Raw genomic sequence first — 23911 nt, 5'->3', positions numbered from 1 at the left:
ATAAATAGTCAACAATAAAAAATATATAGGTTTACAATACTAAGAATAAAACTTAATATTTACATCTATACCTTCAGGTACAAGTTCTAAAATTATATAGGAATAATATTTTTCTTTTCTTTTGCTAGTAGGTGAACCAGGATTTATTATTAGTGTCTTATTTTTGGTTGTAACAAAAGGTTTATGGCTATGTCCAAAAATAATTACGTCTAAACTGTCATTCTTAAATATTTCATACACATTATCAATGGCATTTTTCTTAGAACCATGTCCATGGTATATTCCTATTTTATATTTATCTAAAGTTATAATTTGTTTTTCTTTTACCTTAGACCTAGTTTCATCTTTATCATTATTTCCATAGACACCAATAAATCTATGATGCTTTTCAATATAGGGTATAACTTTATTACTAGTATAATCTCCAGCATGAATAACTAAATCAACATCTTTTAGAGATTTTGTTATTAACTTTTCAATTTTATCCATATGTTTGCGTACGTGAGTATCTGAAATCACTGCTATTTTCATACTTTATCTCCACCTAAATGTAAATTGTTTACGTTATGCTAAATAACACTAAAATTTAATTCATAAATTATTTATTTTAATATAAAGAGTATAATAACTTTTAATTGTTGTTATTAAATTTGAATGCAACTTTAAATAAATAATTTCTTTCAAAGAGATATACAAGTTCCAATACTTTCTTAGAACTTGTATATTACTTTAAGAAAAACTATTAAAATGTTGTATAAGTCTATCTCGATAATATTTAAAATAAACAAAGCTATTGGGATTTACTCTTCATAGTTTATTCTATTTATAAATGGCATAATATGTTACCTTTATAACATGGGATAATGTATATATTTTTACTCAAAAGGATAAATCCCTAAAGCATTATAAAACTCAGGGGTTATAAAGTCATTTACCTTAAGACCATTATCTTTTTGAAAGTTATGTACTGCATGCTTAAAATCCTCTCCATATTTACCACTAAGATATCCTTTAAAGTATCCCTTTTCTTTTAAAATTTTTTGCATTTTATATACATCAGACCCAATCATACCAGGACGTAATTCTTTAAGCTCTCTAGTCGGACCATCATGAATTATAACTGTAGTACCAATAGGAATATATCCATAGATTTTAGCTACATCTTTATTATGCATTCTTATACAGCCGTGAGAAGAGTTCCAGCCAATAGACCCTTCATCTTTATTTCCGTGTATACCATATTTTCCCCAAGGAATGTTTAGTCCCATCCATCTAGCACCGAAACCTCCGCCCCAAATTCCTTTATTGACTATTTTCCATGTACCTATAGGTGATGGAGTAGAAGATTTTCCTCCTGAGCAGCTAAATTCTTCTAAAAATACATCATTTTTAAATATTTGCATCTTATTTGTAGTTAAATCTATTATGATAACATAAGGAGATTTATTAGAATTTTCTGTGGATAAAGCAAATATATTTTTAGGAATAATAATAATAACCGTTAATATTAATATAAGGATAAGATTTTTTTTATTCATAAATTTAACTCCTCTGTAATTTTAGTAATTTAACTATATTCTATGAAGAAAAGCATTTTTTATTTAGAATAAAATTTTTATTTTAAATAAAACATTATTAGAATAGTATTTAGAATTGATTACTGGTATTAAGATAAAGATTAAATGGTAATCTTTAAGGAAAGATTAGTTTTAGTAAAATTTTTTAAAATTATTCCTAATTGTAAATTCCAAATTGAAAAATTGGGAATTATATTCTATTTATATATTTGCCCTTTGTTCTATGAAATTATTTATGGTATGATTTATACACAGACATGGGGGAGAGAAGCAATGTTAATTTTAAATTTTTATTTAGTAACAGTGATGTTTAGTATATTAACACTTATGCTTATATTTTATGCAATTAACTATAACGAAAAATTTTATGATAAAATTCTTAGAATGATGATGAGTAGTGATGATAATAAGGATGAATATAATAAGGATAGCAAGCTAGAAACTATTCTTACTTCTTTAGTATCTGTATATTTTATGATACCTATAATAAATATAATAGCTTCTATAGCCTTATTGACAATGTTGTATAGTAAAAATGAAAAATAGGAGTTACAGTAAAGTATAGCTGTAGCTTTTTTGTCTTATATATCTACTTTCATTGTTATAAAAAATGATTCGAAAGAATTGCTATTTATATATTTTTATATTTGATATAATTAAATTAAGAAACGAGATTATGCTCTATTTCTATTTAGAAATAGAGCATTTTTATAGAAAAGTACTTATGGAGGACAAGTATGAAGGTAGATATTAAAAATTATGAAATAAACCATAAGAATATAGAGATTAATGGTATAGGTCTTCAAAAGGAAAAATCTCTTCATAGAAGCTTAAAGAACATTTATTGTGGTGAATGTGGAAGAATGGAAGTTATGGTTGAGGGATATATAGTAGATGTAGTAAAAGATAATATACTGTATGAAATTCAAAGTAAAAATTTTTATAATATACAAAATAAATTGAAGGATTTACTTGTAAATAATAAGATAGTTTTAGTTCATCCTATTGCTGCAGAAAAGACTATTATATTATTAAGTGAAGATGGACAAGTTATAAGTAAAAGAAAATCTCCTAAAAAGGGAAGAGTTATAGATTTTTTTGATGAATTAGTATCTATTCCCCATTTAGCTTTAGAAAAAAATTTAGAAATAGAAATTTTACTCACTAAAGAAAAGGAAATAAGAATTAAAGATGGCAAAGGAAGTTTTCGAAGAAGAGGAGTTAGTATAGGAGATAAACTATTAATAGACATAATAGATAAATATAGATTTAAAAGTGAAGAAGATTATTACAGTTTTTTACCTAAGGATTTACCTTCAAAGTTTACTAATAAAGAATTATCATTAAATTTAAACATACCAATTAATAAGATAAGAAAAATGACTTATAGTTTAAAAAAGATGGGATTAATTGAAGAAGTGGGTAAAAGCGGAAGAGAGTTACTTTTTTCAAAACGTAAATAGATATACTACCTTAAAAAATAATGTATAACTAACAATTGTGGGATTAAATATTTTAATTCACAACTTAAGACAATGGAGAATTGAGAATGGAAAATTGGCAATTGTGGTGGAAATTAATTCTTTATGAATTAATTTCTTAAATATGTTTTTTTACTAGCAATACAATTGCTAGTTTTAAGAAAGTGCTGTGTAACAATAGAAAAAGTAATTCAAAATTTTTTCATTGCTAATCATGAATTTTCAATTATGTAAGGGAGGAATTTTTGATAATTCATATCTATAATACCGTAGGGGCGAACATTGTTCGCCAGTTTTATATCTAATGGGAAGAGTAATTGATAAAGAAGTGAGAAGTGAAAATTGACAATTATAGTGGAAATTAGTTTTACTAAAACTAGTTTCTTTAATTGTTGTTTTGCTAGTAATTTTATTGATAGCCTTTGCAAAAATAGCCATATATTAATATAATAAGGATTTGTTTAAAAATATCGAATTTTGTAGTATAATATTATTAAAATAAGTGAAATTCTATGTTTTTGTTAATTAATAAACAATATTAATGGAGAATTACTATTGAAATTTCACAGAAATATAATTATACTAAAATTATAAAGATATAATAAAAATAAATAAGTGTATGGAGTGATTATATGGAGAAGCAAGTACTTTCAATTATTAAAGATAATACACTGACTTATGGAATGAAGGTTATATCTCTAGCTAAATTAGCTGAGAATAGTGTAAACATTTTAGATATAAGCGATGACATTAAAAAGTATATGGATGAGGGAATAATTTGTGATTTAGCTGAAGGAAATGCTCCTTATAGACCAAGATATATTGTTCCTAACTATGAAAAATTCATGGAAAATGGAAGTGAGTTTTTAAGAATAAAACCAGCTACAAATATTTGGGAAGCAACTCATAACTTATTAATGTTATATAAAAATGTACCATCTGTAACAACTTTCCCTGTATATGTAGGAAATATTGACACTCTTTTAGAACCTTATATAAAAGATGAAGAAGAAGCGTATAATGCAATAAAATTATTTTTAATGCATATTGATAGAACTGTAACAGATTCTTTCTGCCATGCTAATATTGGTCCTGTAGATACAAAAGCAGCAAGATTAATATTAAAAGCAGAAAGAGAACTTCAAAATTCAACACCAAATATAACTTTAAAGGTTAGCGATGAAACTTCTGAAGAACTTATGACAGAAGCTGTACAAACAGCATTATCTTGTGCAAAACCAAGTTTTGCTAATCATGAAATGTTCACAAAAGACCTTGGAAATTATGGTATAGCAAGTTGTTATAATGGATTAAAAATAGGTGGAGGAAGTTACACTTTAGTTAGATTAAATCTTGCTAAATTAGCACCTAAAGCTAAAGATGCAGAAGATTTTATAAATAATGCACTACCTCATGCAATGAAGCTTATGATAGATCTTATGGATGAAAGAGTAAGATTTATAGTAGAAGAAAGTGGTTTCTTTGAATCAAGTTTCTTAGTAAGAGAAGGATTATTATCAAAAGATAACTTTACTGCTATGTTTGGTATGGTAGGACTTGCAAATGCTGTTAACTACTTTATAAATTCAGACAAGCAAGAAGATAGATTTGGATATTCTGATTATGCAAATGATTTAGGAATGAAAATAATAGAAAAGATGCAAGAAATAGTTGATAATCATAGTAATAAACACTGCTCAGCAAGTGATGGAAAATATCTTTTACATGCACAAGTAGGATTAGACAGTGATGAAGGCGTAGCACCAGGATGTAGAATTCCTATAGGTGAAGAACCAGAAATTTATGAGCATTTAATACAAAGTGCTCCATTCCATAAATTCTTCCCATCAGGAATAGGTGATATATTTAAGTTTGATGAAATGTCTAAGAGAAATCCAAAAGCTATAATTGATGTTATAAAAGGAGCTTTTAAATTAAATATTAGATATATATCTGTTTACTGTGAAGACTGTGATGTTATAAGAATTACAGGTTATTTAGTTAAGAAATCAGATATAGAAAGATTAGAAAAAAATCAGCAAGTATTAAATGATACAGTTGTACTAGGATATGGAGCAGCTAAGAATCAAAAAGTACTAGAGAGAAAATTAAGACATAATGAGTAAAACTGCCATAGTAAATAAAATAATACCTTTTAGTACAGTAGATGGAGAGGGAAATAGAACAGCCATATTTCTTCAAGGTTGTAATTATAACTGCCTCTATTGTCATAATCCTGAAACAATAAATCGCTGTATAAATTGCGGGAAATGCGTAAGCTATTGTGAATATGGTGCTCTTTCTATAATAGATGGAAAAGTCAATTATAATAGAGATAAATGTGTAAACTGTGATAGTTGTATTGCAGTTTGCGAGCACAATAGTAGTCCTAAAGTTAGCGTTATGACTGCTCAGGATATATTAAAGGTATTAAATAAAACTAAATATTTTATATCTGGAATAACTGTATCTGGTGGAGAATGTACATTGCAAAGTGATTTTTTAATTGAGCTTTTTAGAGAAGTTAAAAAATTAGGATTAACTACATTTTTAGATACTAATGCTTCACTTCCTATATATAATAACTTAGAACTTCTAGAGGTTACTGATAAAACTATGATAGATTTAAAAGCCTTTGATAGCGATGAAAATAAATATCTTACTGGCATGAAAAATGAAACTGTTATAGAAAACATAAATAGATTAGCTAAAATGGATAAAATTTATGAAATAAGAACAGTAGTAGTACCAGAAATTTTAAATAATGAACGTACTGTAGAAATGGGAAGTAAGCTTATAGCAGAATTAAATCCTAATATAATTTATAAACTTATAAAGTATAGAGCGCTAGGTGTTAGAGAAGATTTGATTAAATCCTATACTCCATCTAATGAGTACATGGAGAAATTAAAAAATATAGCAACAAAAAATAATGTAAAAAATGTAGTGGTAGTTTAATATAACCAATAAAAACTCCTTTAGGCATAGCTTAAAGGAGTTTTTATTAACTTATATAATAATAGAACATTAAAATAATATAAATACTAGAGTCAAGAAGACTACTGTAATAATGATTAAATAGTTACTTGAGGGTATCCCTCTAAAAGTTCATCAAGTTCTTTTGATGCTTCGTTAAATGTTTGGAGTTTAGAAATTACTTCTTGAGCGTCAAAAGTTAGAGAATAGTCACATACTGGACAAGTTAGCCCATTATCAACAATATTATCAAAGTTAGATTCTGTAATAGTTATTTCAGTATCGCATATACAAGCAATTTTAAAGCTTAATATTTTATTATACATAATAATTAATCCCCCTTTTTTGACGATATTTTACCATATAAGTAAAAATAAATCAAATAGAGATAAAGGTAAAATAATTTAATATTATTAATAATAAGTATTCTATAGAAGAATTGAAGAATAGATAAAGATGCTATAATTAAATCTAAACAATGTTTTTTATTTATATTTGTTATATTAAAAATAGTAGAATTAAAGGGGTAGAAATTATATGAAAATATGTAACAATATATTTATTAAGAGTATAAATGATGATTATGCAATGCAACTTGTAGATATTTTAAACAATGATCATGAGTTAAAAAATGCTTTGGATTCAAGTGAAAATAAAATATCTAAATCAGAATTTATAGATTATAATAAACAATGGTGTCAAAATAAAAATGCTGAAATATTTGCCATTGTTTTAAGGGATATTGCAATAGGAACAATATCATTAAGCTATCAAGATATTAAAGAACAAAAGGCACAAGTAGGATATTGGATTAGTAGTAAATATTGGGGGAATGGATATACAAGTTATGCATTTTCTCAGGTATTAAATTTGGCAAGAGAAAAAGGAATAAAATATCTATCAGCTACTATAAAAGATGATAATATAGCGTCTAAAAGTATCTGGATAAAAAATGGAGCAAAAATAGAAGAAACAAATGATAAATTAAATGCACTGATAACATTAAAAAACATAGTTTAATTATTATTTAAGATAGAATAAAGCATAGTTTATGTAGGGGCGAACAATGTTCGCCGGGAAATCTAAATAAGTTATAATTGTCAGATATTAAACAGACAAAATATTAACTATTCATATCTAGAATATTGCCATTCCTTGTGCACCAATTTTTGGTAGTCTTGTATCTTGGAATATTTGTAATAGAACTAAATGTCCATCTTCCTCAATTTCAAATACACTGATTGAGCCTTCACCACCATTTAAAACATAAAAGTTCTGGCCACATAGGTCTATTCCACTATCAATTGGAGATCCTGTTCTATTAGGTGTACTTGGTATACTTTCAACAACAGTCAAAACACCTTCATGATTAATATTATAGAGAGTTATTGTACCGTTACCAGCGTTAGAGGTATAAGCACGATTCTCATTAGGAGTAACTGAAACCCAACAAGTTGCTGATTGATTATTTAGGACAGAACCACTAATAACATTAAGAATACCATTATCTGTAACCTTATATGATGATAATGCATTTGTAGTTACCTCAGTAACTAGCAAAAGATTGTTATTGAGATAAGCTGAGCCAAAAGGACCTATACCATTAGAAGGATTTACAATTGGACCTTCTAGACTTCCATCGCGATTTACTTCATAAACGCTGAGATTATTGGTTACTCCTTCGCTTACAACAAGTTTATCACCGAAAACACTTGAAACAATACATTTTGATTGAGCATTATCTGAACTTAATGGCTTTTGAGAACCACTTATAATACTAAGGTGTCCATCTGATTTAATATGAAAACCAGTAACATTGGCAGGAATTTGAGGCGGATTGCCAGAATTAGTTACATAAAGATTGTGGTTATTTACAGTTAAGCTGTTAGGGAAAACTCCACCGGATGGTACTACAGAAACAAGAGTAAGGCCCCATTCACATATATGAAAGGTGCTTATGCTATTACTACCAGCGTTAACTACAAAGAGAAACCGGCCATCAGATGATAAAGTAATTGAACCTTGGGATCCTAGGGGATCTACTTGCTGTAAGCCTGTCCCGCTTCCTCCTGTTTTATAAACTTTTGGACAAGAAAGAGTTCCCATACTATCTCTCATTAAGGCAACAACGCTATTATCTAATTCATTAGTCATAGAAAATACCATACTGATACAGTTATCTTCATTATAAAACATTTTATCAATCTCCTTTAAATTATAGCTTAATTTCAAATTTAACTATAATTTATTATATGTATTATTTATAAAATGGCATGTTATTAATTAAAAGATTTATTCATTAAATATTTGTATCAGGTCTTCTGCTTTTATCTATAATTTGAATTAGTAAAGTATAGTTATTGTAAAATACTTTCAGCTTTGCAAACATATTTGCTAACGGAAAACATAACATTTAATAAAAATGTTAGAAGTTTTTAAAAAGTTAATTTATTACTTATAGACTATACTCCTTGATTTATAAAGTTTTATAATATATAATATTATTTGTTAAAATTAATTAGACAGTTCGGAAGCCTCCTGTCTTTAAATAAAACTACGGCAGCAATCTTTTTAATTCTAACATTTTATTAGGATTATTAGAGTTATCTCAAAAGAGTAGAAACGCTGTCCTAATGACAGCGTTATTTTATTTTTTAGAAAGCATATTACATTAAAAGTCTACATAACTTAAACAATTTACAATTTTAAATTAGCTATTAATTTTAATTTATATTAAAAAATAAAGATATGATTTTTATTTTGTTAAAAGTAAATTAAAAAGCTTTACTCATATAAATATTTATAATCTTAATATTGAAATTTGTGAATTGTAAAGTGAAAAGTTGGGAATATTATTTCTAAAGTAAATAGGGATATGAAAAGTTATTGAAATAAATAGCTTTATTAGTATTGCGCCGCAGTTAAGTTTAATGTTAAAAGGCTTTGAAATTATTTAATATTTTTTAGGAGGAAAAAGGTATGGATACTAAAAAACTATTAAAGGTTTCATTGGTGGCAGCAATATATGCAGTTATTACATATGTTTTAGCACCGATATCCTTTGGGGCAATACAATTTAGATTATCAGAGATAATGACTTTGTTAGCATTTATAGATCCGTTATATGTACCAGCACTTACTTTAGGATGCGGTATTGCTAATCTTTTCAGCCCTGTTGGTGTTATAGATGTAATTGTAGGAACTGCAGCAACCTTTATAGCAACTTTTGCTATGAGTAAAAGTAAAAATATGATTATAGCATCATTATATCCTACAATAGTAAACGCGATAATGATAGGAGCTATGCTTTATTATGCGTTTAATTTACCATTAGTTTTATCCGCACTTCAAGTTGGTGTAGGTGAGTTTGTGGTAGTAACTATAATAGGTGTACCTGTATTTAAATTAGTATTAAAGGACAAAAGTTTAAGAGATATATTAAAGATCAGTGAATAAAAGTTAAGACCATAGGATTTTTATCTTATGGTCTTAACTTTATATATAAGATTTTATAGAATTAAAAAATTAAATTTATTTTTACTAGTAAATTATTATGAAGGATTGTATATACTATAAAGTATAGGTTACTTAATATTGAAGTAGATTAATAAAGTCCAATATATTTTATAGGAGTAATTATTGATTAGACGAATTAAAAAATCTACAAAAATATTATAGTTATATTAATTTTTTCTATGGTAAAATTTATTTTAAATTAATAAGAATAATGTTTTATAAAAAAGACAAGATATATTTACATTTATATTTTATAAAATATTTGACAACTATATATTTAAGCTATATAATAATTACTAGTATTTAAAAATAATTTTTGCATATAATATAAATAATGTAAATTAAAAGCAATGAAGAGAAGAGTAGATATGAGAGGTAATTTAAGCGAGTTGACGGTGGTGGGAGGTCAATATGAAACTTATGTTGAAGAACATCTCAGAGCTTCTAACCGAAATTGTTATGAAAGTAGGCTTAGACGGAATTAAACCGTTATAAATTAAACAGTATCGATTATAATCTGTACTGTAAAGAGGTCATTTTATGACAATCTGGGTGGTACCGCGGAATAGTTAACCTTTCGTCCCTATTAGGGATGAAGGGTTTTTTTATATTTATATGAAATTTTAAAGGAGGAAAACTGTATGGAAAAAATATTAGTAAAACAAATTTACAGAGAAAAAGAAAAATATAGTGATCAAATGATCTCTATAAGTGGTTGGATTAGAACTTTAAGAGCTTCTAAAAATTTTGGCTTTATAGAAGTAAATGATGGAAGTTTCTTTAAAAATATTCAAGTAGTATTTGAGGAAGAATTAGAGAATTTTGCAGAAATATCAAAACTTACCATAAGTTCTTCAATTACTGTAGAAGGAAAACTTGTATTGACTCCAGAAGCTAAACAACCTTTTGAACTAAAAGCTACCAAAATTATTATAGAAGGGGAATCATCATCAGATTATCCTCTACAAAAGAAAAGACATAGTTTTGAATTCTTAAGAACTATTGCTCATTTAAGGCCAAGAAGCAATGCTTTTTCAGCAGTATTTAGAGTACGTTCATTAACAGCTTATGCTATTCATAAGTTTTTCCAAGAAAGAGGCTTTGTTTATACACACACTCCAATAATCACAGGAAGTGACGCTGAAGGTGCAGGAGAAATGTTTAGAGTCTCAACTATGGATTTAGATAATATTCCTAGAAATGAAGATGGAACAGTAAACTTTAATGAAGACTTCTTTGGAAAAGAAACTAATTTAACAGTTAGTGGTCAGTTGGAAGCTGAAGCTTATGCATTAGCATTTAGAAATGTGTATACTTTTGGTCCAACTTTTAGATCTGAAAATTCAAATACTGCTAGACATGCTGCTGAATTTTGGATGGTAGAGCCTGAAATAGCTTTTGCTGACCTTAAAGATGATATGGACCTTGCAGAAGACATGATAAAATATATCATAAATTTTGTAATGGAAAATGCTCCAGAGGAAATGGAATTCTTTAATAGTTTCATAGATAAAGGACTAAAACCAAGATTAAATAATGTAGTAAATTCTGATTTTGCTCGTATAACTTATACTGAAGCTATAGAACTGTTAAAGAAAGCAGATAAAGAGTTCCAATATAAAGTAGAGTGGGGCGCTGATTTACAAACAGAACATGAAAGATATATTACAGAAGAAGTATTTAAAAAACCAGTATTTGTTACTGACTATCCAAAGGAAATTAAATCCTTCTATATGAGAATAAATGATGATAATAAAACTGTTGCAGCAATGGACTTATTAGTTCCAGGTATAGGTGAAATCATAGGAGGAAGCCAAAGGGAAGAAAGACTGGATATTCTTGAAAAGAGAATGGAAGAACTAGGACTTAAAAAAGAAGATTACTGGTGGTATCTAGAGTTAAGAAAATATGGCGGAACAAAACATTCAGGTTTTGGCTTAGGATTTGAAAGAATGATAATGTATGTAACTGGTGTAAGTAACATCAGAGATGTTATACCTTTCCCAAGAACTACAGGAACTGCTGAATTTTAATAAAACTTTAATATATAAGGGGCAAAACCTAGGTTTTGCCCCTTATATATTAAGCATAAAAATGCTAGCTTTTAATAGGATAAATTTATTTTTTGTATCCTTCATATTTGAAATAAATTTATAGAAAATAGGTTTTACTTATAATTTTATTGTTTTAATTTAATGTATTTAATAAAGCATTAAAACTAGCTTGCTTTATATCTCCACCAACTTTATATATTTTACTGAATTTTTTATTTTTAATTATGCTTTCTTGTTCCTTTGCTAAATTATCACCAAGTATAATTATAGGTGAGTTATTTTTTGATGCTAAAGGGCCAGCAGTTAAAGCATCTATTAGTGGATTGCTTTTTGTTACAAATAGAGAATCATAATTTGAATTTGGGTAGAACTTTTGCAGTACTTTCGAATTAGTTTCTTCTCTATTGGCACCATTAATTCTATTATTTGAAACATTGTTTGTAGTTATAGAATTTACTTTATTTATTACAGCATCAGATATAACACCATTTCCACCTATAAAATAAGAGTCTTTTACATTTTTATCATTTAACCAATTGTAAATATTATTTGGTAAAACATTTTTTTCTGTTAATATGATTGGTTGTTTATCTGAACCAGCTTTTGAAGCGATAGATAATGCATCAGCTTCGCCACTGCCACCAGCAATATATACCTTATCTATAGATACATATTTTGATATCTCATTAGCTACCCTAAGAGAAGTTTCATATCTATTTATTCCTCCAATTCTATTTAATTTACAATTTGGTAGAATTGATTGAATATACTTATATACAGTATTATCTACGACACCATCTCCGCCAACAATTATAATGTTATTGGGTTTTAACCTTTTTAATTCATTTTCAGTTGAACTAGGTATATTATTTTTATTGGCTAATAAAATAGGTGCATCTTTAACTGAAGCTAACGGCGTAGATGTAACTCCATCAATTATTGAATTTGCACTTGTTATAATTACAGTCTCTGCTCCAGTTGGCCATCCTTCTTTGCTGATTGATACAGCAGTATCAAATCTATTATTACCTTGAAGTGATTTAACAGGTATTGAAGGTGTATTAATATTACTCAAATATGTAGTAGATACATATCCAATGACATTATTATAATTAATTTTTGACCAGCCATTACCTTCAGATAATACTTTTACTTTAATACCTTTATTTAAAGAGCCAATTACAGAATAAGTTGTTCCAGGGCCGCTTCTTACATTTAGAGAATCTGTATTAACCATTTGTATTTTTTGTACAGGCTCTGGCTTAGGTAAAGGTTCTGGATTAGGTACAGGATCTGGTTTAGGCACAGGTTCTGGATTAGGTACTGAATCTGTATAAAGTGATTTTATATCGTTTTGAAGTTGTTGATTATTTATGATATCTCTAGCTGAAAAATACATACTACCTTTAATTTCTTTATATTTTCTGTTTAAAGTTACTTGTTGTTTTATTTCTTTAGCTACATTAAGACTATCGCTTCCACCTTGTCTGTAGATACCTTGTCCTATATATAAATCTACATTAGTATTTGCTACTTCATTTGACCACCATGAAACTAGTTTTGAATAATCTGCTATGCCAAATCCAATTGTCCAATATATTTGAGGAACAATATAGTCAACAAGACCTCTTTGTATCCAAGCTCTTGAATCAGCGTAACTGCTTGAATAACTTTCATTTCCCTTTGTATCTGAACCAGTTGGATCGTTAGGTTTATTTCTCCAAATTCCACTTGGACTTACACCAAATACAACTTTAGGATTTACGCTTTTTATAGCGGATTTTACATCACTTAATAGAAGATTTACGTTTTCTCTTCTCCAATCATTTTTGTTTTTTCCATTACCATATTTATTATAAGCAGCCTCATCATTCATTCCATCTTTGTAGAAGTAATCATCAAAATGTATTCCATCTACATCATATTTTTTTACTACTTCTAATACTGTATCTACAATATGCTTTCTAGCTTCAGGCAGTCCTGGATTATACATCAATGCATCATAAGCACCATTTTTATATTTTATCACCCAATTAGGATGTAATCTTGCAGGATGAGTAGATGCTAATGAATTAAGATCAGCAGAATTAGTTGTTATTCTGTATGGATTAAACCATGCATGAAAATCCATACCTCTTTTATGAGCTTCATCTATTAAGAATGGAAGTGGATCATATCCAGGATTTTTACCTTGACTTCCAGTTAAGTATTCTGACCATGGGTTTATAGAAGAGGAATATATGGCATCTCCCTTAGGTCTTACTTGAACAACAACAGTGTTTATACCAATGCTTTTAAACTTGTCCAATAATTTTATATATTCTTGTTTTTGAGCAGATTCGTTATTCTTTGTACTAGGCCAATCAATATTATAAACTGTTGATATCCATACTGCCCTCATTTCCTTAGTATCATTTGCTGCAAATACTTCCATATTAAAGCTTGAGAGTATTATACATAGTGATAAAAATATTACCTTTAATTTATTCATTTCACACCTCCAATAGTAATTATATAGATATACCAAAGAGAGCTATTCTGTAAAGAAAGCAAACTAAAATAATTACTTTACATAAATATCGTAGAAATTTTAATTAAATTAAAATAAAACATAGGTAAGGTATTTAAGAGACTATATTATTAAATATATAAATCATAAATTCAAAATTTATAATTATAATCAAAATTAATTAAGGAAATTAGTTTAATTAAAACTAATTTCCTTCATAATTTCCGCTTTATAATCAATATGTATGTAAGTCATTTAGTTTCAATTTTCTATTGATTAAAGTGCAGAGATAAATATTTAATAGCGTAAACTGCTAGTCTATATATTGGATTTTTAATTAGTTTATCCATATATAAATTATTATGTAAAATAATCTAAAATTTTACTTGATATATCTGCATATTTAAATAGTACAATGAAAAATTACAAATTTCAACCAAAATAGAGAAAATATTTTAGCTCATGTTGCATGGTTATTTGTTTGATACTCGTTTATGTTTATACTATATCTACCTATATATGGTTTATGAAGATAAATAGTAAATACTGTACAATAAAAGGCCATTGCTTAAATTATAAAAATGGAAAAAAATTAAGAATACATAGAAATGACTTGCTTAACATATCTTAATTAATTATTTTTATAATTTATTTAGAGATTTTTGTCTTTAATTATTTAAAAAGTTTTTATTTTGTAATAATTACCTGTAAAAACGTAGTATAATAATTATTAAGCAATTTATACTAATCTATGTAATTGGAGGGAGGAACATGTATAATTATAAATCTATTCAAATGCCATTATTAAATGTTGATGGCTTTAATGATTTTATATATAAAGAATACAAACCCTCCGAAGAACTTAAACCCTATATATGCTGCTATTGGTATTTAAAAACTAATAAAGACATAGATGGAGATTATTATATAAGAGTATTACCAGATGGATGTATTAACTTAGTATTTAGTGACTATAATAAACCTTTCGATGATAATAGCCTATTAATAGGATTAAATAAGAAACCATCTTGTTTTGTAATAAAAAATCATAGAGAACTTTTTGGTATAAGACTTTATCCTGGTACTAGTGGACTAATTTTTAATTGTCCGGCAAGTGAATTTCTAGATAAAACAATACCACTAAAATATTTTTGGGGAGACATACTACTAAAGATTAATGATGAATTATCTAAAAAAATATTTATATATGACAAGATAGAATTAATTGAGGCTTATATAAAAAGTTTACTTATAAATAAAATGGACCTTAAATTGGATCCAATAGTTCAAAATTCTTTAAATTATATTTATGATGCTAAAGGACAAGTATCTGTTAATGAGGTTGCCAATAATCTAAATATTAGTAGCAAATCCTTATTTCGTAAATATAATAATTGGATAGGGATAAGCCCAAAATTATTTTGCAGGATAGTAAGATTTCAAAATACTTTAAAAGATATTACGTCTTTAAAGGAAATGCCACTTTGTGAATTGGCTTTAGAAAATGGATATTATGACCAACCACATTTTATTAAGGAATTCAAAGAATTTTATGGTAATTGTCCATCAGAACTCTTTAATAAATATAATTAGGTCTTTTTTTTACAATACAAAATATTATCTTTTATGATATAAAAATACTTATATAAACAAAATACTTCATTGTTTTAAACAAGTTTTTATCATAAAATAAATTTAAAAAATTTGATAAAACATTATTAAATTAAGGGTTGCAATGAAAGATCATTAGGAGGGATATATAATGAGCTTAAAAGCTAAATTAGAACAAAAAAAGAGAGAAAAAATAAGAAAAGAAAGATTAAATACTGCTAAAAAACTTGCAGTTGGAACAGTTGCTGGTGTAGTTGGGGGACTAATGCTAGCACCTAAATCAGGAAAAGAAACAAGAGAAAATATAAAAGTAAAAGCTAAAGAAGTTAATGAAAATTTAAAAGTTAAAACTGTTGAAGTAAAGGAAAATGCACTTGAAGCTAAAGATAAAATATCTAAATATATAGCTGAAAAGAAAGTTTGTAAAAAGCCTTGTTGTGAAGAAGTAACAGAATCTTGTGATTGCAGTGAGGAAGTAGAAGAAGTAGCGGAAGAAAAAATAGAAGAATAATTTAAGCTAGGTGATATTAATGTATATTTCAGTTGAAAATTTATTTTTTATAATACTTAGCTTATTAGGTGCTGTTGCTCTAGTTTTTCTTATAATATTTTTAAATAAAGCTATTAAATTTATAGGTAAAATAGATGGCGTTATTGGGAACAACGAACACAATATAAATAAGCTTATGAGTTCTTTACCAGAAGCATCGGATAATGTGGTTACATTAACTGAGAATCTAAAGGATGTAAGTGAGGTAGTTACATCAACTACTGCAGATGTTATTGATACTAAAGAAAATATATCAGAATATCTTCAAATTGGTAAAGATGTATTTGCAATAATAAAAGATGTATTTTTAAAATAAAAATAGTAACATAGGTATTATTTGAATACCTAAAAACTGTATTTAAAAGCTATGATAAATTTATGTAAATTCATAAACTTATCATAGCTTTTTATTTTTATGGCTAAATTTGTACTTAGAGTATATAGAGATATATGAACAAAATTTAAAAAAATAAATTATTGCAAGAAAAATAAAAAAATATTTTAACTAATTGATAATTGATGATAAAATTAAATATATGCAGATTAATTTTTATAAAGATTTAGTTTAAAATATAATCCTTAATTATAAGGTGTAAACTGCCTATTGAGAATTTAATAGTTCTGATTAAAATATTAAAAAGCATAAATTATTTTCACATATATTAATTTTAGAACTATTATATTCATAGGGTTATTAGGAGTTTTTATGGATAAAATATATGTGAATAAAAGAAAAGAGATTATATAATACCTTAAAAATTTATTTATATGGGACTTTATAATTGCTTTCATCATATTTTAAATAGAAATATGATAAAAATTAGTATTAAAATTAAAAAGGGAGTAATAGTGTGAATAATAAGAAAAAGCTTTTAAAAGAATTTATATTTATAACAATTGGACTTATTTTTTTAGCTTCAGGACTATACTTTTTCTTAATGCAAAATAAAATAGCTGCTGGAGGAGTTTCTGGATTAGCTATTATTATTAATAACTATATACCTATGCTAAATGTAGGGATAATAATGCTTGGACTAGATGCAATATTATATATTATAGGCTTCATATTTATAGGGGCAAGTTTTGGGGTTAAATCTATATATTGCAGCTTAACTTTAGCTGGATTAATTTCCACTTTTGAAACCTTTATTCCTATGAAGGGACCAATAGCTAACGATATATTTTTAAATTTAGTTTTTGGGATATTAATAAGTGCCATTGGTATGGCAATAGTGTTTAATCAGAATGCTTCTACAGGTGGTACAGATATTATAGCTAAAATACTTAATAAATATTTACATATAGATATAGGCAAAGGATTATTGATTACTGATTTTATTATAACAGTTTTAGCAATAGCTGCTTTTGGTCCACTTATAGGTATGTATTCATTATTAGGAGTTATTATCAATGGGTTTACAATTGATTACGTTATAGGAGGCTTTAATGTAATTAAAAAAATAGAAATAGTAAGTGAAAAGGGACTAGAAATTCAAAGATTTATAATCGAAGATTTAGAAAGAGGAGCAACTTTATACGATGCGAAGGGAGCTTACACACTTGAGAAAAAGGAAATTATAACTACAGTTTTAGGAAAAAAAGAATTTTTAAGACTTAAGAATTTTATAAAGGAAATTGATCCAAAGGCATTTATTATAACATATCATGTTCATGAAATATTAGGCAATGGGTTTACAGAGTTAAAGGAATAATATATAGATGCACTACTTTCAAATTTAATCTATATATTTAAATAATTATGTTATTAATTATTTAAATTTCTATATTATATAATTGAGAATTGGCGATTGACAATGGAGAATTATTGATACTTCTCTTTTATANNTCCATTTTCAATTCTCAATTGCATAATTTTATTCTAAAAATAAAAAACACAAGCTATTAATTTAGTTAATAGCTTGTACTTTTTATATTATATGTTCAATTATTCTTGAACTGGAGCTCCAACTGGGCAAACGCTAGCGCAAGCACCACACTCGATACAAGTGTTTGGATCTATAACATATAATCCGTCTCCAGCACTTATACAGTTAACTGGGCACTCAGATTCACAAGCTCCGCAGCTAATACAAGCATCAACTATTTTATAAGCCATAACAAAAACCCTCCCTTATTTCTAATTCAACAATATAATAACATAACTTTTAACAATAATAAAGTATTTATACAAATATTTTGAATTAAATCAAAATAAGAAGTAATATTAAGAAAATTAAGAATAATCTTAAATTATTAAATTTTATTGATTATAAACCTCAAAATATTAATATAACATATTTAAATAATTGATTTATATGGATTAAATAGAAAAAAATTCAGAAAACTATTTCAAAATTATATAGATTCATATATATTTATATAAAAAATAGATTTTAAATGTTAATAATGAATGGAAAAAATTGTAATGACAAGTTGTTAATTTATTAGCAATATAAGTAGTAATAAAGAGAAAAAAGTAAGATTTTGAAGATTTTACTACGTAGTTAAAGTAATCTAAAATTGAAAAGACTTAGCTAAGTGCTTTAAAATAGAAATTAATAATGTTGTAGGAGATGAAGTGTATGAGCTTAAAAGGGAAGGTAGCCATAATAACGGGCGGAACTAGAGGAATAGGAAAAAGTATAGCTTTAGAATTGTCGAAAGAAGGTGCCAGTGTAATTTTAAACTATAAAAATGATGATGAGAGTGCAGAAAAAACTTTAGAGGAAATTAAATTAATAGGTGGATATGGCATATTAATAAAAGGTGATATTTCAGATTATAACTTTTGTAAGAGTTTAGTAACCAAAGTTATCGAAGACTTTGGTAAAATTGATATATTAGTTAATAATGCAGCTATCTCTAAAGTTGGTCTCTTTATAGATATGGATGAGAAAGATTATGATTCAATAATGAATACAAATATGAAGGCGATTTTTAATATGTGTAATCATGTGTGTAAATACATGATTACAAAGGAAAGTGGAAATATTATAAATATATCATCTATGTGGGGAAATGTTGGTGCATCCTGTGAAGTAATATATTCTGCTTCTAAAGGTGCAGTAAACTTATTTACTAGGGCATTAGCAAAAGAATTAGCACCTAGTAATATAAGAGTTAATGCCGTAGCTCCAGGAATTATAAATACAGAAATGAATTCTTGGATGAGTGAAGAAGAATTAAATTCAATGGTGGATGAAATACCTTTAGGGAGATTAGGAGAAGGAGAAGATGTGGCAAAAGCAGTAGTTTTTCTAGCCGGTGATGGGTCTAAATACATAACAGGACAAATTATAAATGTAGATGGTGCAATATTATAAGGTTTATTAAAATTTCATTAAACTTTTAAGTGTAAAGAGAAAATATAAAGAAATTATATTATAATTAAATTAGTAGAAAAAGTTATTACTTAAAGAGGGGAAAAATACGACATGGATAGTAAAAATATATTATACGCTGTATTGGCAATAGTTTTAATTATTGTATTGGGACCTAGTATTTTAAGTGTATTAGGCATTGTAATAAGTGGGATATTTACATTAGTTATGATTTTATTATTAGTTATAGTTTTAGCTGTGGCTTATTGGAGATATAAATTTAATAAATCACAAAAGGAGTTTAATAAAAACTTTAAGGAAAAAAAGGGATATACTAATAATCCGCATAATACTACAAGTTCTCATACATCATATAGTAAATCAAAGGATAATAATATGGATTATGGTAATTCTACCATTATTGATGTTGAATATGAGGACGCTAAAAAAGAGTCAGATAAATAGTAATAATAGACCACAGTTTTGTGGTCTTGTTTTTAATTTTAAAATATTATACTATAACATAATTAAGAGAAAAAATAGTTTTATAATTGTTATGTTTTTACGATATTTAGGAGGTGCGAGATAATGGCTAGAATTTTAATAGTTGAGGATGAAACTTCTATAAGAAAATTTCTTAAAATAAGTTTAAAGCGAGAGAACTTTGATGTTATAGAAGCAGCAAGTGGAGAGGATGGTATAAAGAAAGCAAGAGAAGAATCACCAGATGTAGTTATTCTAGATATAATGCTTCCAGGAATAGATGGATTTAAAGTCTGTGAAATATTAAAAAAAGAGTACGAAGAGTTAGGTATTATAATGTTAACTGCTCGAGGACAAGATACTGATAGAATAATGGGATTAGAATTTGGAGCAGATCATTATTTAGTAAAGCCATTTAACCCTTTAGAACTAATTGCTATAATTAACTCACTACTTAGAAGAATTAAGTATAGCAAAAAAAATCATGATGGCAACTATCTATATTCTAGTAATTTTAAAATAGATTTATATAGTAAAAAAATTTATAAAAATGATATAGAAATTGATTTAACACCTAAGGAATATATGCTTATGAAGATTTTCATGGAAAATCCTAATAAAGCTTTTAGTAGGGACGAGCTTTTAGATATGGTGTGGGGATATAATTATATAGGAGAAAATAAAATTATAGATGTTAATATAAGAAGAATAAGAAGTAAAATAGAAGATAATCCATCGGAGCCTAAATTTATAGAGACTATTTGGGGAACAGGATATAGATGGAAGGAGAATTAAATTGGTATCTATTAAGAGAAGAATTTCAGGCAGTTATTTACTTATTATAGTGTTAACTATAGTTATTGTTGAGGTAATAGTAATAACTGCAATTAAAAGCTACTATTACACAGGACTTAATGATACCTTAAAGAACCAAATAATTATTTCCAGTAATTTTTATAATACTTATCTTTCTTCTGAAGGAGTACGAGCTAATACGGCTAATGATGTAGATTTATTTTGGGAAAATACTAGTGCAGAAGTGCAAATTATCGACAAAAATGGTAAAGTACTGATGGACTCTTTAGGGATAGATATAGAAAATATTGATTTGCCAGAAAAGTTAATGGATGTTATAGAAGGTAAAGAAAAAATAGTAGTAGAAAAATTAACTATTAATGGAGAGTCGTCTATAAGTATGACTATTGCTCTTAATCATAATAATAAAATAGATGGTGCGCTTAGATTTATAGCATCTACTGCTGAAGTTGATAAAACTGTAGCTAAAGCATCTAAATATGCACTATTAGTAGGAATATTTGTTATAATAGTTTCAAGTATTGTAAGTTTATTTATATCGAATAGTATTACTAAGCCACTAAAAAAAATAAGTTACGGTGCAGAAAAAATGGCAACAGGAGATTTTAGTGAAAAGATACCTAAGTTCTTTGATGATGAGCTTGGAAAATTAGCAGATACTCTTAATTATATGTCAGATGAGATTATGAAGAATGAAAAGCTTAAAAATGAGTTTATTGCTTCTGTATCTCATGAACTTAGAACGCCATTAACATCTATAAAGGGATGGTCAATTGTGCTGAAAGCTTCAGATTTTCAAGATGAAGAAGAAATAAAGGAAGGGTTAGATATAATAGAGCAGGAAGTAGATAGATTAACTCACTTAGTAGAGGATTTATTAGATTTCTCAAAGCTATTATCAGGAAAAATAACCCTTAAAAAAGAGAATGCAAATTTAACAGCATTAATTTTAGCACTATCAAAGCAATTAACACCAAGAGCTAAAAATGAAAATTTAACATTGAAGGTAAATGTTGATGAAAATTTGACTAATATAATTGTAGATAAAAATAGGATAAAACAAGTTCTTATAAATATTTTAGATAATGCTATTAAATTTACTTCCCCTGGAGGAGAAATTATTTTTAATACCAATGTTATAGAAAATAGTATTATAATGAGTATTAAAGATACAGGAATAGGTATTTCACAGGATGAGATATCTAAAGTTAAGGAAAAATTCTATAAAGGAAAAAATTCTAACTCTAGTAATGGTATAGGATTATCTGTTTGTGATGAAATTATCCAAATGCATAATGGAAGCTTAGATATAAAAAGCAAATTAGGTGAAGGAACAGAAGTTATAATAACCTTGCCATTGTAGATTGATAATGATTGAAGGAGGGGATTATGAAGAGATTCTTTAAAATATTTATAGTAAGTTTAATTGCGTTAGCTTTGGTAGCTTGTAATTATAATGAATTTGTAGCAACTAATAAAATATCATCTCCTAAAATTGAGCCATCTATATTAGGAAAATGGAAGATTGAAACATATAAATATTTAAATACAGATGCACCAGAAGATGCTTCAATTAAACTATGGGTTGATAAAATGATTACATTTAATAAAGATATGATAATATCTCCAAGCGATACTTTTATTAATCCTAAATACAAGCTAAAAGTTGTGAATTCATTAGAATATATATATAACAAATATAATACTATTCCAGAAAATTTAGGAATAGAAGAAAGTGAAATTCAAGTAGTTACTATTGTATGCTCAAATAATTATTTTATAGAGCTTATATTATTAAATGAGGATAAAGCCATTCTTGAGAAGAATAGTACTTTGTATTATTTATCAAGGATAGGAAGCGATGATAAAGGTATTGTTAATAATCACGAATTTAATAGAGGAGTTACTGTAAAACCTAGTGAAGTAATAACCGCTAATAAATTTAAGAGATATCAAAGTGGGGTTATAATTGGGCTTAAATCTTATGTAGAGGAAGAATACAACTATCCTTATGGGAATAAAGAAGAAAAGCCTAAGACTCCTGTTTATAGAACATTATGGATTAGTTATGATGGAAAAGTAAAGGAAATAAAAGAATTGCCGTATATACTTTTGGTAAGAAAAAATGGATTTTGGAAGGTTGATTCTAAACGGATAAAAGGTGATAACTATTTCTATGATTCGATTTCAGCAGCACCTATAGGAAAGACCTCAAAAGCCAAAACACCTTCACAAGATTTTATTAATAATAGCTCGTTTTATACTGAAAAAAGTATAAATTTTATTTCAAATGATTATGTATCCTTAGATGTAAAAGGCGAAGGAAATAAAAAGGATGAAGCTCAAGCATATCAGTATAGTCTTTTAAATACTATACCAATAGATACGATTTACTCTGGAGAGGATCGTGCTATAACTATTTCAGAGGCTATAGGTGATAAAGGAGTAGATGCTCTTAAAGTAGCAATTCAAGGAAGTACTAAAAATAAAGAAAGCAATAAAAAATTTGAATTAAAGGATGCAGAGCAGTTCAATAGTTTTGGGCTTGTAAGAAAGAATGGAAAATGGGTAATGAAGGGACGAGTAAATTTTTCTAATGATAATTTATCTTATAATTATGGAGATTTTGAAATTCCTACACTGATGCCTGAAAGTTTATTAAAATATGATTCTATATTTGCACCTTGGTCTCAAATAAAACAATCAATACCACAGGCTAAAGATATATTTTCATCACCGAACAAAAATATGTCTATTGTAGTTACTGATGAAAGCCTACAAGTTTACCCTATAGCGGGAAATACATTAGAAGAGACTCCTATTAAGGAAATTAAACTAAAAGAAAATGAAACTGTTATAATGGCAGAATGGGCAACTGGTGAGTATGTAGATATGTGGGATGATCAAGTAAATAAGTCACTGTCTTTAGAAAAGAAAGCAGAAGAACAAAAGAATGAAAAATAAATTAAAAGACCTATGCTATTGCATTAGGTCTTTTCTTGTTATTAAGGTAAATTA

22 protein-coding genes and 1 other annotated feature are annotated in these 23911 nt (G+C 27.0%); of the genes, 16 read left to right on the top strand and 6 right to left on the bottom strand.

What is annotated here, in order from left to right; genetic code table 11:
- Positions 1 to 39 precede the first annotated feature (39 nt).
- Positions 40 to 531, bottom strand: coding sequence for a metallophosphoesterase family protein (locus B3603_RS05390; RefSeq protein ID WP_291561671.1), 492 nt, complete (start codon positions 529 to 531; stop codon positions 40 to 42).
- 344 nt (positions 532 to 875) lie between these two features.
- Positions 876 to 1538 (bottom strand): L,D-transpeptidase family protein, encoded by a 663-nt coding sequence (locus tag B3603_RS05385; RefSeq protein WP_291561669.1) that lies wholly within the window; start codon positions 1536 to 1538, stop codon positions 876 to 878.
- 312 nt (positions 1539 to 1850) lie between these two features.
- Here B3603_RS05385 and B3603_RS05380 point away from each other — a divergent pair, with 312 nt between their 5' ends.
- The 4 genes from B3603_RS05380 (at position 1851) to B3603_RS05365 (ending at position 6016) form a co-directional block, all read left to right on the top strand.
- Positions 1851 to 2123, top strand: coding sequence for a hypothetical protein (locus B3603_RS05380; protein ID WP_291561666.1), 273 nt, complete (start codon positions 1851 to 1853; stop codon positions 2121 to 2123).
- Between the two features lie 191 nt (positions 2124 to 2314).
- Entirely contained in the window at positions 2315 to 3040 is a 726-nt protein-coding gene (locus B3603_RS05375) for a hypothetical protein (protein ID WP_291561664.1), read from the top strand.
- A 650-nt stretch (positions 3041 to 3690) separates the two neighbouring features.
- Positions 3691 to 5184, top strand: a complete 1494-nt coding sequence (locus B3603_RS05370) for a YjjI family glycine radical enzyme (protein WP_291561661.1) — start codon at positions 3691 to 3693, stop codon at positions 5182 to 5184.
- Positions 5177 to 6016, top strand: a complete 840-nt coding sequence (locus B3603_RS05365; RefSeq protein ID WP_291561659.1) for a YjjW family glycine radical enzyme activase — start codon at positions 5177 to 5179, stop codon at positions 6014 to 6016. Before B3603_RS05370 ends, B3603_RS05365 begins: the two co-directional genes overlap by 8 nt.
- A gap of 116 nt (positions 6017 to 6132) precedes the next feature.
- On the opposite strand, the gene B3603_RS05360 is transcribed toward B3603_RS05365, so the two are convergent.
- The gene (locus B3603_RS05360; RefSeq protein WP_291561658.1) at positions 6133 to 6360 is read right to left on the bottom strand and encodes a hypothetical protein; all 228 of its coding nucleotides are present in this window, start codon (positions 6358 to 6360) and stop codon (positions 6133 to 6135) included.
- 211 nt (positions 6361 to 6571) lie between these two features.
- Between B3603_RS05360 and B3603_RS05355 the strand changes: the two genes are divergently transcribed.
- Positions 6572 to 7054: a GNAT family N-acetyltransferase gene (locus B3603_RS05355; RefSeq protein ID WP_291561655.1), complete on the top strand. Its 483-nt coding sequence runs from the start codon at positions 6572 to 6574 to the stop codon at positions 7052 to 7054.
- Between the two features lie 117 nt (positions 7055 to 7171).
- Here B3603_RS05355 and B3603_RS05350 read toward each other — a convergent pair whose 3' ends face one another.
- Positions 7172 to 8230, bottom strand: a complete 1059-nt coding sequence (locus B3603_RS05350) for a lactonase family protein (protein WP_291561653.1) — start codon at positions 8228 to 8230, stop codon at positions 7172 to 7174.
- A gap of 783 nt (positions 8231 to 9013) precedes the next feature.
- Between B3603_RS05350 and B3603_RS05345 the strand changes: the two genes are divergently transcribed.
- Positions 9014 to 9490 (top strand): QueT transporter family protein, encoded by a 477-nt coding sequence (locus B3603_RS05345; RefSeq protein ID WP_291561652.1) that lies wholly within the window; start codon positions 9014 to 9016, stop codon positions 9488 to 9490.
- Positions 9491 to 9891: 401 nt separating this feature from the next.
- Positions 9892 to 10138 (top strand) — a binding site (T-box leader).
- Positions 10139 to 10191: 53 nt separating this feature from the next.
- Positions 10192 to 11583 carry an asparagine--tRNA ligase gene (asnS, locus tag B3603_RS05340; protein ID WP_291561650.1) on the top strand — a complete coding sequence of 464 codons (1392 nt, stop codon included), beginning with the start codon at positions 10192 to 10194 and terminating at the stop codon, positions 11581 to 11583.
- Positions 11584 to 11737: 154 nt separating this feature from the next.
- On the opposite strand, the gene B3603_RS05335 is transcribed toward asnS, so the two are convergent.
- A complete protein-coding gene (locus B3603_RS05335) occupies positions 11738 to 14095 on the bottom strand; it encodes a family 10 glycosylhydrolase (RefSeq protein ID WP_291561647.1) in 2358 nt (785 codons plus the stop codon).
- Positions 14096 to 14884: 789 nt separating this feature from the next.
- Between B3603_RS05335 and B3603_RS05330 the strand changes: the two genes are divergently transcribed.
- The 4 genes from B3603_RS05330 (at position 14885) to B3603_RS05315 (ending at position 17986) form a co-directional block, all read left to right on the top strand.
- Entirely contained in the window at positions 14885 to 15706 is an 822-nt protein-coding gene (locus B3603_RS05330) for a helix-turn-helix domain-containing protein (protein ID WP_291561608.1), read from the top strand.
- 169 nt (positions 15707 to 15875) lie between these two features.
- Positions 15876 to 16235: a YtxH domain-containing protein gene (locus B3603_RS05325; protein WP_291561604.1), complete on the top strand. Its 360-nt coding sequence runs from the start codon at positions 15876 to 15878 to the stop codon at positions 16233 to 16235.
- Positions 16236 to 16254: 19 nt separating this feature from the next.
- Positions 16255 to 16590: a hypothetical protein gene (locus B3603_RS05320; protein WP_291561603.1), complete on the top strand. Its 336-nt coding sequence runs from the start codon at positions 16255 to 16257 to the stop codon at positions 16588 to 16590.
- Positions 16591 to 17125: 535 nt separating this feature from the next.
- The gene (locus B3603_RS05315) at positions 17126 to 17986 is read left to right on the top strand and encodes a YitT family protein (RefSeq protein WP_291561602.1); all 861 of its coding nucleotides are present in this window, start codon (positions 17126 to 17128) and stop codon (positions 17984 to 17986) included.
- Between the two features lie 233 nt (positions 17987 to 18219).
- On the opposite strand, the gene B3603_RS05310 is transcribed toward B3603_RS05315, so the two are convergent.
- Complete coding sequence (locus B3603_RS05310) at positions 18220 to 18390, bottom strand: DUF362 domain-containing protein (RefSeq protein WP_039636582.1); 171 nt, start codon at positions 18388 to 18390, stop codon at positions 18220 to 18222.
- Positions 18391 to 18856: 466 nt separating this feature from the next.
- Here B3603_RS05310 and ymfI point away from each other — a divergent pair, with 466 nt between their 5' ends.
- From ymfI to B3603_RS05285, 5 genes are all read left to right on the top strand, one after another.
- The gene (gene ymfI, locus B3603_RS05305; protein WP_291561594.1) at positions 18857 to 19597 is read left to right on the top strand and encodes an elongation factor P 5-aminopentanone reductase; all 741 of its coding nucleotides are present in this window, start codon (positions 18857 to 18859) and stop codon (positions 19595 to 19597) included.
- Between the two features lie 111 nt (positions 19598 to 19708).
- Positions 19709 to 20059, top strand: a complete 351-nt coding sequence (locus B3603_RS05300; protein ID WP_291561592.1) for a hypothetical protein — start codon at positions 19709 to 19711, stop codon at positions 20057 to 20059.
- A gap of 123 nt (positions 20060 to 20182) precedes the next feature.
- On the top strand, positions 20183 to 20872 hold the full coding sequence (locus tag B3603_RS05295; protein WP_291561590.1) for a response regulator transcription factor: 690 nt from the start codon (positions 20183 to 20185) through the stop codon (positions 20870 to 20872).
- Between the two features lies 1 nt (position 20873).
- Entirely contained in the window at positions 20874 to 22256 is a 1383-nt protein-coding gene (locus tag B3603_RS05290; protein ID WP_291561587.1) for a sensor histidine kinase, read from the top strand.
- Between the two features lie 26 nt (positions 22257 to 22282).
- A complete protein-coding gene (locus B3603_RS05285) occupies positions 22283 to 23857 on the top strand; it encodes a hypothetical protein (RefSeq protein ID WP_291561585.1) in 1575 nt (524 codons plus the stop codon).
- The last annotated feature ends 54 nt before the right edge of the window (positions 23858 to 23911 follow it).

Source organism: Clostridium sp. UBA2485 (assembly GCF_002341865.1).
Classification (GTDB): Bacteria; Bacillota; Clostridia; order Clostridiales; family Clostridiaceae; genus Clostridium_J.
Note: the sequence above shows the minus strand (reverse complement) of the source record. Positions and strands in the feature narration are given on the sequence as shown.